Genomic DNA, 13,629 nt, shown 5'->3' on the forward strand with positions numbered 1-13,629 from the left:
CTCTCTCTATTTTCCGTCAGTGCCATATTCTTCAAGAGTTACTGGCACCCATCCTCTGACACTGTTGATTAACCACAGTGCTGTAACCTGTTTTAAATCATTAATCGATACCGTAGCCTCTTGAATGGTTCCTTTTTCCAAAAGCTCCTGACGAAAGCAGCCATTTAAAAGTCCGTCTGTTATTGGAGGTGTCACATACCTTCCATTCAATAAGCAGACGACATTTCCTGTAGTAAACTCAGTAAGATTCCCTTTTTCATTCCATAACAAAGTGTCAAAGTAGTCTTCCTGAGCTATTCTTTGTTGTGCATAGATCTCACGCTGTGTTGTTTTATGATACAGAAATGGAGAGGTTCTAATAATGGGCGTGTTTGCCAAAGCTACGCGGTATTGAGTCAGGCGAGAAGCAATTCTCTGGTGCTCAAGCGTCAGTTTCCCGTTCTTATCTAGCAACAGGCGAATTTTATATATACCGTCCTCCAGCTTTCCTTTTAACTGTTCTAATGCACTGCGAACCTTTATCTCATCATAACGAAAATGAAAGTAGCATGCAGAACGTTTTAAACGCTGCAAATGCTTTTCAAGAAGAATATAGTTATGTTTTTCTAATCTTAAGCTTTCCAGCAATTGAAACTCCCTCTTGGTTGCGCTCAACACTTTGCCTTTGGTCAGGATTTCGTCATATTCACTATCAGGAGCAGACTCCCAAGTAATCCCTCCACCAACGCCATACTCCGCACGCTTTGTTTCAGTGTCCACCCAAACCGTGCGGATCGGCACATTAAATACTGCTGAACCGTCCGGTGTAAGATAGCCAATAGCCCCACAATAAACATCACGTGGTAAAGTTTCTAGTTCTGCAATGATTTCCATTGTTCTTATCTTGGGAGCTCCCGTAATCGACCCACAAGGAAATAATGCCGTAAAAATATCTGTTAGAGTGGTCGTCGGAAGCGTCTTGGCTGTAACGGTTGATGTCATTTGATGGACGGTCGGATACGTTTCAATCTGATAGAGATGACTAACTTGTACACTCCCCGGAACAGCAATTTTCCCAAGATCATTACGAAGAAGATCGACAATCATCACATTTTCTGACTGATCCTTTTCAGAGTTTGCCAAAACATCTCGTTGCTTCTCATCCTCTTCAAAGGTTAATCCACGAGCAATAGTGCCTTTCATCGGTTTTGTCATAATGTCTTGTCCATTCCACGCAAAAAACAACTCTGGTGAGCTAGATAAAATGCGTTGCGTCCCGATATTAAGATAAGCACTATAGTTTGCCTCTTGTGCCGATCTTAAACCAGCAAAATAAGTCAAATCCTCTACAGTAAAAGCAGTCGTTAATCGCGTCGTATAATTGACCTGATAGCTCTCTCCCTCTTCGATGTAGTGATGAATAGTCTGCAATGCCTCTTCATAGGCTTTTTTAGATTGGGTGTGCTGCCACTGTAAAGGAACATCCATGGGCCGATCTAAGGACTGAAATGCAGTCGGCTTTAAAAAAATACCAAACCATAACAAAGGCATTCGCTGGCTGGATCTAACCTTCATCTTACGATCAAAAGCTGGAGCAGCCTCGTAACTGAGAAAGCCCGCCGCATAATACCCCGCTTTGACATATTCTTCGAGTTGTTTTAAGAGCGGCCGGACACGCTCTATCTCCATTGTTTCTAAGACAGCAACAGGATTAGAAAAAGCTAGTCCCTGGTTTGAAAGATACTCATGAGAAAAATGAAATTCTAAATAACACGATTTCAAAAGATCATTTCCTTTATGCGAGAATTCGTAGCATAATGCTTAAAAAAATTCGACAAGATGGCACGGCCATGTGTTGTAAGAATCGATTCAGGATGATATTGCACGCCCTCAATTGGATAATTCTTATGCCTCACACTCATCATTTCCTGTTGTGTGGAATAGCCTGTCACCTGAAGCTCTTGTGGCAATGTCCTCTCATCAGCTATTAATGAATGATAGCGAGCAACTTGTAGGGATTGTGGGAGTCCGTGATATATCGTTTGACCATCATGATAGACCCTCTCTCTCTTCCCGTGCCTTGGATGCCTCGCTTTGATAATGTTGCCTCCAAAGGCTTGAACAATCGCTTGGTGGCCTAAGCAAATCCCTAAGATCGCTACTTTTTCTTTGTAAGCTCTGATCACATCTAAAGTCACCCCAGCGGTTTCGGGACGTCCAGGACCTGGAGATAGAAGAATTGCTGATAGGTTTAAGCGTTCAATAGCTTCAAGTGTGATCTGATCATTTTTATAAACTGTAACAGTATATCCCAGCTCTTTAACATATTGAACGAGATTATAGGTAAAAGAATCATAATTATCAATCATGAGAATCATGCGATTCACCTCTGTTAACTAAGGGCTACAAAACACCCTTATTGATTTGAAACCATTATTGATATGAATCGTAAGGTTATTCTAATAAGTTAAACACACCTGAAGAAGGACCATGCTATTCTGATCAAAAATAGATGGGTATTTTTTTGTGATTATTGCGATAACGCTATGTATTTTCGGCGCTGTCCTATTCATTCCTTTTTTTGCTGAGAACACCAAAACTCCATTGCTAATATTTATCACATTCTCACTTTTAATTGTGATTATTGGATTCATTTTATGGCTGACCTTCTCCGTTCGTTATATCCATTACAAAGATTATTTACTTGTGAGGGGAGGCCCATTCAAAAGTCGTATCCCCTATCACACACCATCAGCAAGATTTCTCCCTCATCCAATATTTTTAGTGGTTATCGCCTGCTCTCCTCTAGGACAGCTCTAGAGATCACTTATGATGCAGCCCTGTTAGGGAGCGTGAAGATCTCGCCCAAAGAGCGCGCGTTATTCTTAAAAAAGCTGAAAAAGCGTTGCCCGCATGCAAGCTTTCTTGAAAATGAGACAAAGCATTAAAGTTTAATTTTCTTTACTTCCTGCTTTGAAGCTGCCATTCTTTGCTTAAGCGCTAAAAGAATAATCGTCATGATGATACAAAGAGCCCCTATCCATTCAGATAGGCCGAACTTTACATGGAGCCAAATGACCGATAGAATAGCAGCAGATAGCGGTTCTGCACAAGCAAGTAAACTCGCTTCAGAGGGCTGTATGTATTTGAGACTCTCCACGTACAGATAAAAGGGGACAAGCGTCCCAAGTATAACAACAAACACAATAGCTAGCATTGACCACATTGACCATGAACCTGAAAACCTCCATGGCTGCTGAACAAAGCTAAAGACAACACCACCAATGACCATCCCCCCACCCACAATCATGAGCGAGCTCCATCTACTGAGAAGGGCGCTAGGCTGCAAGGTATAATAAGCCAAAGCAAAAGCAGCGGCAAGACCCCAAAACAATGCACTTTTTGATAAAGATAATGTGCCAGCTGAACCATTCGTAACAAGCAAGAAAGTGCCTATAATGGACAATAAGATGGCGATACACTCTACAAAATGCGGCAGTGCTTTTGTTCTGATTGATAAATAAAAGACAATAATGACAGGAGCAAGATATTGCAGCAATGTTGCTGTTGCAGCATTTCCAGCCTTAATAGCTGCAAAATAGGTGTACTGCACCCCGAGCATCCCAATTAAGCCAAATAATAACAATTGCATAATATCCCGCTTTGACTTTAATAACAGGATAAACTGCTGTGGCTGTTTAACGGCGGTAATGAGAAGCAGCACTGCCCCAGAACATAATAGCCGAATATCGACCAACCAAGCCGGAGTCAATCCATGCTGAGAAAATAAGTATTGAGCTACCGTACCGGACACGCCCCACAATGTCGCTGAAATAAGTACAAATGCAAGCCCCATTCCTTTTTTTCGCTGCTGCGTTTTCATTATTCTCTCACTTCCTCCTTCGCTCTCTCTGAGAGGCAAATCCTTTTCATAATAAATACATTTATAAAAGTAAACGCATTATATCTTGTGGTCCTTTTTTTCCTTCACGCATGCCAATGACTTGAAATCCCACTTTTTCATATAACGCTTTGGCAGATTTGTTATTAAAATTTACGGCTAAAACAACCTCTGTAAAGTTTGGAAAATGCTGCCGAATAAAAACAGGTAAAGCGAGCATGGCTTGTTTTGCATAGCCCCTTCCTTGGAAATTTGGGTCAACCGAAAAAGCACGTAACAAAAACGCTGACGTTGAAGAGGTATACTCATGAATGGGAGACCCATGATGGAGGACAAAAAAACCAACGCTCTTTTCAGCTACTGTAATAGTGATCGGCATGCGCTTCCGATCCTGTTCACAGGCTTGCAAAGCTTCATAGGGTAACGCGGTAAAGGGGCGCTGTTCCTCTGGTAAGCTATAATCTAAATGCTCTTTATCTCTTTTTGCATCATAAAAACGTAAAGCGACTGCCGTTTCACTAATAATGCTCATGGCCATAGACTCCTTTCTAGATGCTCCTTTTTATGCGATTAGATTAGAAAATAAAAATAAGATATTGATCATACTTCAAAAGCGCTTCATTCGAAAAACAACGCAGCCAATATAAATAACGATTGACATGACATCACAAGAAGCAATAACAATCCCCATCGGTACCGCAGTGTCACTGCCAGCAACACCCACCAACGGTGAGGTGATTGAACCCAATACAAAGGGTAAAAGCCCCAATAATGCTGAGGCGCTCCCGGCAGCTTTTGCTTGATTCTGCATGGCTAAAGAAAAGCTATTCGTCGAGACGATGCCAACCATTGCTACGACGAAAAAGAGTGCTGGAATAAGCAAAAATAAGGGCGCATGACTCAAGGTACAGAGAAATAAAGCGACACTTGCGACCGCCGCAATCACTAGCCCCCCCTTTAACATACTCTGCTCTTTTACGCGTCCTGCAAGCCTGCCTGTTGTTTGTGTAGCAATAATAATGCCTAGACCATTGATAGCAAAAATCACACTATACATTTGCGGAGAAAGACCAAAGATCTCTTGAAGAACAAAGGGGGAGCCTGAGATGTAAGCAAACATCGCTCCCATTACGAGCGCTTGTGACAAAGCGTAGCCCATAAACACGCGATCTTTTAATAGACTTCCAAAATGCTTAACAGTTGTTGTGAAACCGCCGCTCGAACGTCTTTCTTTAGGCAAGGTTTCAGGCAACCCAAAGATAACCGCCAGTAGCATGACAATTCCCACAAGCGTGAGAATGAAAAACACACCGCGCCAAGACGTTACCTTGAGCAATAACCCACCAGTGACTGGAGCAAGAATTGGGGCAACACCATTGACAAGCATCAGCAGTGAGAAAAATTTCGTTAACTCCGTTCCCGAATAAAGATCACGAACGGCAGCTCTCGCAATGACAATTCCAGCCGATCCTGCAAACCCTTGAATAAATCTTAATAGAATCAACAGTCCAATCGATGGTGAAAAAGCACAGAGTAGAGACGTTATTGTATACACACATAAGCCAATTATTAATGGCATCCGCCTTCCACGCACATCACTCATTGGACCGTTAAACAGTTGTCCCGAAGCCAGCCCTAATAAAAATGCAGTCAAGGTGAGCTGGGCTAATGATGCTGTCGTTGCCATATCTTTTGTTAGCATAGGTAAAGAAGGTAAATACATATCAATAGAAAGCGGGCCAAAAGCAGCTAAAGCCCCTAAAACCAGTGCGAACCATAATCTTTTGCCACGTGTTAGTGCCGCTGATCGTTGATCTGAATCCTTTAAATCCTGTTCCATAGTTAAACTCAACCTCTCATTACAATTACACAAAGCTTTATTTCAATAAATAACTTAATAATGCTGATTCGCATATAACCAATCTTTTTTATTTCCTAAATCAAACCGTCTACCTTCAAATAGATACCCTAGAGCTAGATGCTGCTCGACCAGTGTATTAAAGCTCTCCGTCAGCGGAATCTCATCCCGTTTACAAAGCAAAAGATGATCAGGCAAATACTCAAAAATGACAGGTGACAGGATATAACGGCCGATCGATGTATATAAAGAAATAGGATGAATAGGCTTCTCAACAATCTCCGTAATTCTAAGTATTTGCCTTCCCCATTCATCACAAGCCAATGTATTATAAGCTGAAATTTTTTCTTGCGTGGTTTGTTCAACGCCCGTCACTAATTTTGCTTGGTCTAACTGAAAAACATCCATCAGCTGTTGGAGACAAGGCGTCCTGCTTTGTACCACTTCATCCCCCAGCAGCAAAGCAAAGGGTTCGTGGTCGATAAAAGCTTCTGCGGCCTTTAATGCAGCTGCTGTTCCATTAAGCTCAGGTTGAATGATGATTTGAATCTGCTGTTCATCTGCAAGATGCTTTATGATCACTTCTTTTTGAAAGTGAACAACTACCGCAATTTCTTCAATGCCTGAGGCTCTAGCCTCCTCAATGATATGATCAATAATCGGTCGATCAATCAGTGGCAGTAACGGCTTTGGAACAGCTTTGGTCATTGGCCACATCCGCTTCCCCAATCCAGCTGCTAAAATAACCGCCTTGCGAATGCTCAAAAAAATGCCTCCTTAAAAACTGTCTTTCTCTTATAACTAGGCTTGATGGCTGATTTAATCTGTCACACGATTTAGGTATGATTAAATCTTCTACTCCTTTAAAGTATAAAAGAGGGCTAGGTCTTTGCCTAGCCCTAATTTTTTAAGAAGTCGCCTGTTGATATTGACTATGATACAACTCTGCATAAAACCCTTGACGCTCTAACAATTCATTGTGCGTACCTTGTTCAATAACCGTACCATTATCCATGACAAGGATAAGATCAGCGTTCTGAATGGTGGATAAACGATGAGCGATGATAAAGCTCGTCCGTCCCTTTAATAAATTATCCATCGCTTGTTGAATATGAATTTCCGTGCGGGTATCCACGCTGCTTGTCGCTTCATCAAGAATAAGAATGGTAGGATTAGCCAGGATGGCGCGAGCGATGGTTAAGAGCTGCCTTTGACCTTGTGAAATATTTGAAGCCTCTTCATTTAAAACCGTTTCATACCCCTCCGGAAGGGTGCGGATAAAATGGTCAGCAAAAGCTGCCTCCGCTGCCTTAACAATAGCCTCGTCACTGACATGATCTTGACTGTAAGCAATGTTCTCTTTAATGGTGCCATTAAAGAGCCAAGTCTCTTGAAGCACCATTCCAAACAAGCTTCTTAAGTCCCCACGATCCATCTTGGTAATATCGACATTATCAATAGTAATCCGACCCTTATCCACTTCATAAAAACGCATTAATAGATTGACAAGTGTCGTTTTTCCCGCTCCAGTGGGGCCAACAATGGCAATCGATTGTCCTTGCTTGACATCAATCGACATATCCTCAATCAACGGTTCATCTGGACGATAGCTAAAGTGAACATGTTCAAAACGAACCTCGACCTTCGGCGAGCTAAGGACCTCCGGCTTAGAGGTGAGCTGCTCTTCTTCTTGCTTGTCTAATACTTCAAATACTCGTTCAGCCGAAGCAATCGTTGCCTGAATGATGTTTGAAATATTTGCAACCTGGTTAATGGGTTGTGTAAATTGTCGTGCATACTGGATAAACGCTTGAATATCACCAATTTGTATGGTTTGCCGCGTGACAAGCACGCCGCCGACAATACAGATAAACACATAGCCTAGATTACCTATAAACATCATGAGTGGCATGATCATACCAGAAATAAATTGCGCCCGCCATCCCGCTTGATATAACTCAGCATTAATGGATCCAAAACGGGCCATCGACTGTTTTTCATGACCATAAGCTTTTACAATTTCATGCCCCGTGAACATCTCTTCTACATGACTATTAAGAGCTCCGAGCTGTTTCTGTTGCTCCTTAAAATGCTTTTGTGAGCGTTGAGTAATCGGCTTCAAGACAAAAAGACTCAGAGGGATAGTCAGGACAACAATCAAGGTCATCAACGGACTGATGGTCAACATCATAATAATGATACCAATGATCGTGACAAGCGATTGAATCATGGTAGTTAAGCTCTGCTGAAGGGTATTTCCGACATTCTCCATATCGTTGACAACGCGACTGAGTACCTCGCCGTGCGGGGTGGCATCAAAATAACGTAAAGGAAGCCGTTTAAGCTTTTTATTGACTTCCTCACGGATATCATAGACGACCTTTTGAGCAATACCAGCCATGATATATTGCTGTAAATAATTAAATAAGGAGCTGAGGACATAGAGCATAAGCAAAATCAATAAGAGGTGTAAGAGAGACTGAAAATCAATGCCTCCTCCTAGTGCTCCCGTTTGCTTTGACACGAATCCTTCAAAAATCGTTGTAGTGGCTTTGCCAAGAAGCTTAGGACTATAAATTGTAAAGAGGGTGCTAATAATGGTTGCAAATAAGACACTCAACAACCGCCACTTATATGGTTTTAAATAGTTGAGCAAACGCCGTAAGGTTTGCTTGAATTGTTTGGGCTTTTCGACTGGGAAGGGAGCGCCTGGCCCGCGTCCGCCACGAAGGCCTGGACCACGCCCACGATTGGTTTGACTCATGCAATTCCCTCCCCTTTGATCTGTGATGCGACGATTTCTTTATACACGCTGCACTCATTAAGTAACTGCTCATGAGTACCGATACCAACCATATGACCATCCTCCAGCACAATGATTTGATCGGCGTGCATGACTGTGCTCACTCTTTGCGCAACAATTAGCATGGTCGCCTCTTTAGTCTCCTCAACAAGTGCAGATCGCAGCGCAGCATCCGTTTTATAATCGAGAGCAGAAAAGCTATCATCAAAGAGATAAATGGCTGGCTTTCGTATCAAGGCGCGTGCGATTGATAGGCGTTGTTTCTGCCCACCAGAAAGATTACTAGCGTTTTGAGTCAGATAGGTCTCATAGCCTTCTTTCATTCGCGCAATAAATTCAGAAGCTTGAGCAACCTGAGCCACATGTCTAATCTCCTCGTCACTTACCTCTCTCTTACCAAATTTAATATTTTCATTAACTGTTCCAGAAAAAAGCGCAACCTTCTGGGGAACATAACCAATCTGACTGCGCAACTGTTTGAGCGGCCACTGAGTAATCTCGCGTCCCCCTATAGTAATCTGACCTTCTTGATAATCATAGAACCTCTCAATGAGTTTTAAAAGCGTTGATTTGCCGGAGCCTGTCCCACCGATAATCGCTGTCACCTCTCCAGGGCGTGCAGTAAACGTAATATCCGCTAGTGCAGGTTTTTCAGCACCGGGATAATTAAAGGTCACTTTCTGAAAGGTTATTCCTTCTTTCCTACTAATAGGCTGTTCGGCTTCTACCGCTCCATCTTCAATAATCGAGGGCTCTGTTGTTAACACTTCTTGGATACGGGTCGCGGAGGCAGACGCCCGAGGAACCATGACAAACATCATGGAAAGCATAATCAATGAGAACATGATTTGCATAGCGTATTGAATGAATGCCATCAGATCCCCAACCTGCATGTGCCCATGATCAATCCGAATACTGCCAAACCATACAATCGCAATGGTAGCAAGATTTAAAATGAGCATCATTGAAGGCATCATCATTGCCATAATCTTATTGACTTTAATTGCAGACGCCGCCAAATCGTGATTGGCCTTCTCGAATCGCTTCTCCTCATGGTCACTGCGGTTAAACGCTCGAACGACACGAATGCCTGTCAAGCGCTCGCGAAGCACAAGATTCATGCGATCAAGCCTTTTTTGAATAGCTCTAAACAAAGGCATACCACGCTTACCTATACTCCAAATGATGACAAAAAGAATGGGCATCGCAACAATAACGACAAGCGATAGCATTTTATCTTTTGAGAGTGCCATCACAATGCCACCGATACACATCATTGGAGCGGTGATCATGACACGAAAAATCATCATATATACCTGCTGGACCTGTAAGATATCATTTGTCGTACGCGTAATGATCGAGGCTGTTCCGATCGTATCAAATTCTTGAAGAGAAAAGGATTCTACACGTGAAAACATCTCATTTCGGACATCTCTGCCGAAGCCTATCGCTGTTTTAGCTGATAAAAAGCTTGTAATGATAGAGAAAACAGCAGCAATCACTGATATGATCAGCATGTAGATGCCAATTTTTATGATGTAAGAGATATCATTATTCACAATACCTTTATCAACAATATCTGACATTAATGTTGGTAAATACAAATTTGAAAGCGCTTGAAGAAGGGTGAAGATTAATATAGCTAAAATAAACCATTTATAAGGTTTGAAAAACTTGAAAAGAGCTAACATCACATTCATTCCTATCCTAATGGTTAAATAGTAAGCAAAGTATACTAATTATACTTTATCATAAAAAAACCACCTGACAACTCTAATCAAGTGGTTCAACGCAAACTATTCTATTCTTTCAACCATAACGCCCTCTCTGTCAATTTGCAGTAACTCCATTTCATAGCGGTTAAAGGCGTGCTGTAAGTCAGATAAGATCGCAGGTCCTGTTCCTTTTTTTACATAGCACATCACCGCAGGTCCCGCTCCACTAAGAGCCACACCGTAAATATGACGTTCACTTGCAAACTCGATAAGCGGCAATAGGTGAGGGACTAGGGAATGACGATACGGCTGATGAAATACATCTCTGATCATCATCTCTCCTGCTTTCTCATAATCCCCTCTTAATAATGCGGCAACCATAACGTTTGCCAGGCTTGAGCCTTTTATGGCCTTCCGAAAATTCATGTATTCGGGCAAAACCTGTCGTGATGCTTCAGTCAACAGCTGCTCATCGGGAACCACACAAATGAGATCGACATCAATCGAACCACATGGAAGCACCACCGTTTCTGTGTCATCATGGGTGCCTATCGTTAATCCACCATAGACAGAGGCAGCAGCGTTATCTGGATGTCCCTCTAGAAGACTGGCCACTCTTACCTTCTCTTCTGAGGTAAGACGGAGTTCGTAAAGAATATTAGCCAATTCAATACCTGCAACAATTGCGGCAGCACTACTTCCTAAGCCTCTTGCTAATGGAAGTTCACTTTCAATGGTGACATGACAAGCACGATCATCTGCTTCTACATCCCAGTGATTCAGTGTATATACTAAGGTCTTGTAAATTAAATTGGCTTTACCATTTGGAAGCATTTCATGTCCTGGGGTTACGTAAGAAAAGTTCCAGTCATTCGCCCAATGTATGTCTAAGGTGAGGTACCTATCGATAGCTAGGCCAATGGAATCAAAGCCTGTCCCAAGATTGGCCGTGCTTCCAGGTACTCGCATCTTCCAGCGCTTCATTTAATAAACTCCTGATTGTTTTCTAAGCTGCTCTATTAAAGCCGCTTCGTTACAATCAATAACGGTCGGTTCAACGGCTACTGCATCAATTGCTGTTGTTGGATCCTTCAATCCATTTCCGGTCAGGACAGCAACAACCTTGGCCCCTTTTTTAATTTCACCACTTGCCAATTGCTTTTTGACACCAGCAATAGATGCGCATGAGGCAGGTTCAGCAAAAACCCCTTCTGTTTGTGCCAATAAACGATAGGCTTCAAGAATCTCTTGATCCGTGACTTCATCAATTTTGCCTTGAGAGGATTCTGCGGCATCAACTGCTAAGTGCCAGCTTGCCGGATTGCCAATACGGATGGCGGTCGCAATGGTTTCTGGATTGGGAATGACTTGATTGCGAACGATGGCAGCCGCTCCTTCCGCTTCAAAACCACGCATTTGCGGCAAGCCTGTCCCCTTCACCTCATGGTACTCTTTGAACCCTTTCCAATAAGCTGAAATGTTTCCAGCGTTACCCACAGGAATAGCTAATACGTCAGGTGCCTCACCCAGTTGATCACATACCTCAAACGCTGCTGTTTTTTGGCCTTCCAAACGGTAAGGGTTGACAGAATTCACCAATGTCATCCTCTCCGTCTGACTGATGCTGCGCACCATCTCCAGAGCCTGATCAAAATTCCCTCTAATCGCATAAATATCTGCGCCGAGAATAGTGGCTTGTGCCAGCTTACCGAGGGCAATTTTTCCTTCTGGAATGACAATCACAGTGCGCAGTCCAGCCCGAGTCCCATAGGCTGCTGCTGAGGCCGATGTGTTCCCCGTTGATGCGCAAATAATCGTCTCACTGCCCTCTTCCTTAGCTTTGGCAACTGCTATCACCATGCCTCTATCTTTAAAGGAACCCGTTGGATTAGCTCCCTCATATTTGACATATAACTCAACTCCCCATCGATCTGAAAGTTTCTCAAGCGGAATCAGCGGAGTGTTGCCTTCTCGTAAAGATAATCGAGGTGTTTTCTCTGTTACTGGTAAAAATGATTGATAGCTTTCTATAAGTCCCTTCCACATGGCCATGTCTATTCCCCCTCAATTCGATATCCTGACAGGACATCGTAAACAACATCTAATGATTGTAATTCGGATAATACATCGTTGACAGCTTGACGATTCGTGCGATGGGTTGTCATCACGATCTCAGCTACACCTTGTTGCTGCTCCAAAGGGTGCTGAATAAGCTTTTCAATACTCATTTGATATTTACCGAGTAAGGCAGTCACCTTTGAAAAAGCACCGGCTTCATCCTTTAGCTGGAAACGCAAAAAGTACTTTGAATAAATCTCCTTATCACTTTTTAACCGAGTTGGATTATGAGGAAGTACAACGCCTTGACCGTTCACGCCCATATGTTTATTTTGAATGACTGAAATCAAGTCGGAGACAACAGCTGTTGCAGTGGGCAATTGTCCAGCCCCAGGGCCATAAAACATTGTCTCACCAATGGCCTCTCCATAAATATAGACCGCATTATACTCGTTATTTACAGAGGATAACGGATGATCATTGGGAAGCAATGACGGCTGCACACTGATCTCTACCCCACAGGCATCATGCTGGGCAATTCCTAAAAGCTTTATGGTATACCCCAACCGCTTAGCATAATCGATATCCTGTGCAGTAATTTGTGAAATGCCTTCTGTTGTGACATGATCCAATTCAAACTTCATCGAAAAGCCTAATGTGCTTAGGATGACCATTTTTCGAGCGGCATCGAGCCCTTCAACATCACCAGTCGGATCAGACTCAGCAAAACCAAGTGCCTGTGCATCCTCTAGAACACTTTGATAGTCAGCGCCCTCCTTAGTCATTCGAGTTAAAATATAATTGGTTGTACCATTAACAATGCCCATCATCTTCGTAATTCGATCAGAAGCCAATCCGCCAACTAGACTGCGAATAATGGGGATCCCACCTGCAACACTGGCTTCATAATAGAGATCACATTGATTTTCAGCAGCTGTTGTCAGGAGCTCTCCACTATATAAAGCAAGCAAATCTTTATTGGCCGTCACAACATGCTTCTGATGGCGCAGCGCGGATAGAATATAATCTCGAGCTTCTGAGATGCCTCCCATCACTTCAATCACTACATCGATATCAGGATCGGCAATCACCTCATCAACACTTTGTGTAAACACATGCTGATCGACCTCTACAGCACGTTTTTTTTCAATATCATTCACAAGGATTTTTTTGATCTTAATCGTTGCATTTGCTCTTTGCTTGAGCTCTTCTTCATGTTGATTTAAAATTCGATAAACACCACTGCCTACTGTGCCAAACCCTAACAGACCAACATTGATTTGCTTCAAAAAGATTCCTCCTAAAAAACCATTTC

Annotated in this window: 12 protein-coding genes; 1 reads left to right on the forward strand and 11 read right to left on the reverse strand. The window is 42.7% G+C overall.

Features of this window, described 5'->3' with window-relative positions:
* Positions 1-6 precede the first annotated feature (6 nt).
* Together pabB and IEW82_RS09235 are read right to left on the reverse strand one after the other, a co-directional pair.
* Positions 7-1,761, reverse strand: coding sequence for an aminodeoxychorismate synthase component I (gene pabB, locus IEW82_RS09230; protein ID WP_229672486.1), 1,755 nt, complete (start codon positions 1,759-1,761; stop codon positions 7-9).
* A complete protein-coding gene (locus IEW82_RS09235; RefSeq protein ID WP_188692709.1) occupies positions 1,758-2,357 on the reverse strand; it encodes an anthranilate synthase component II in 600 nt (199 codons plus the stop codon). Before IEW82_RS09235 ends, pabB begins: the two co-directional genes overlap by 4 nt.
* A gap of 279 nt (positions 2,358-2,636) precedes the next feature.
* Here IEW82_RS09235 and IEW82_RS20015 point away from each other — a divergent pair, with 279 nt between their 5' ends.
* A complete protein-coding gene (locus IEW82_RS20015) occupies positions 2,637-2,927 on the forward strand; it encodes a PH domain-containing protein (RefSeq protein WP_229672487.1) in 291 nt (96 codons plus the stop codon).
* On the opposite strand, the gene IEW82_RS09245 is transcribed toward IEW82_RS20015, so the two are convergent.
* From IEW82_RS09245 to IEW82_RS09285, 9 genes are all read right to left on the reverse strand, one after another.
* Positions 2,924-3,862, reverse strand: coding sequence for an EamA family transporter (locus tag IEW82_RS09245; protein ID WP_188692713.1), 939 nt, complete (start codon positions 3,860-3,862; stop codon positions 2,924-2,926). The two genes, IEW82_RS20015 and IEW82_RS09245, sit on opposite strands and share 4 nt — an antisense overlap.
* A gap of 61 nt (positions 3,863-3,923) precedes the next feature.
* Positions 3,924-4,412, reverse strand: a complete 489-nt coding sequence (locus IEW82_RS09250; RefSeq protein ID WP_188692716.1) for a GNAT family N-acetyltransferase — start codon at positions 4,410-4,412, stop codon at positions 3,924-3,926.
* A gap of 75 nt (positions 4,413-4,487) precedes the next feature.
* Entirely contained in the window at positions 4,488-5,720 is a 1,233-nt protein-coding gene (locus IEW82_RS09255) for a Bcr/CflA family multidrug efflux MFS transporter (RefSeq protein WP_188692719.1), read from the reverse strand.
* Positions 5,721-5,774: 54 nt separating this feature from the next.
* Entirely contained in the window at positions 5,775-6,503 is a 729-nt protein-coding gene (locus IEW82_RS09260) for a sugar phosphate nucleotidyltransferase (protein WP_188692722.1), read from the reverse strand.
* Between the two features lie 142 nt (positions 6,504-6,645).
* Complete coding sequence (locus IEW82_RS09265; protein ID WP_188692723.1) at positions 6,646-8,502, reverse strand: ABC transporter ATP-binding protein; 1,857 nt, start codon at positions 8,500-8,502, stop codon at positions 6,646-6,648.
* Complete coding sequence (locus tag IEW82_RS09270) at positions 8,499-10,232, reverse strand: ABC transporter ATP-binding protein (RefSeq protein ID WP_188692725.1); 1,734 nt, start codon at positions 10,230-10,232, stop codon at positions 8,499-8,501. Before IEW82_RS09270 ends, IEW82_RS09265 begins: the two co-directional genes overlap by 4 nt.
* Before the next feature lie 105 nt (positions 10,233-10,337).
* A complete protein-coding gene (gene thrB / locus IEW82_RS09275) occupies positions 10,338-11,240 on the reverse strand; it encodes a homoserine kinase (RefSeq protein WP_188692727.1) in 903 nt (300 codons plus the stop codon).
* Positions 11,241-12,308, reverse strand: a complete 1,068-nt coding sequence (gene thrC, locus IEW82_RS09280; protein WP_188692729.1) for a threonine synthase — start codon at positions 12,306-12,308, stop codon at positions 11,241-11,243. It lies immediately after the preceding gene.
* A 2-nt stretch (positions 12,309-12,310) separates the two neighbouring features.
* Positions 12,311-13,603 (reverse strand): homoserine dehydrogenase, encoded by a 1,293-nt coding sequence (locus IEW82_RS09285; protein ID WP_188692732.1) that lies wholly within the window; start codon positions 13,601-13,603, stop codon positions 12,311-12,313.
* Between the last annotated feature and the right edge of the window lie 26 nt (positions 13,604-13,629).

This window comes from Pullulanibacillus camelliae (assembly GCF_014642655.1).
Taxonomy (GTDB): Bacteria; Bacillota; Bacilli; order Bacillales; family Sporolactobacillaceae; genus Pullulanibacillus; species Pullulanibacillus camelliae.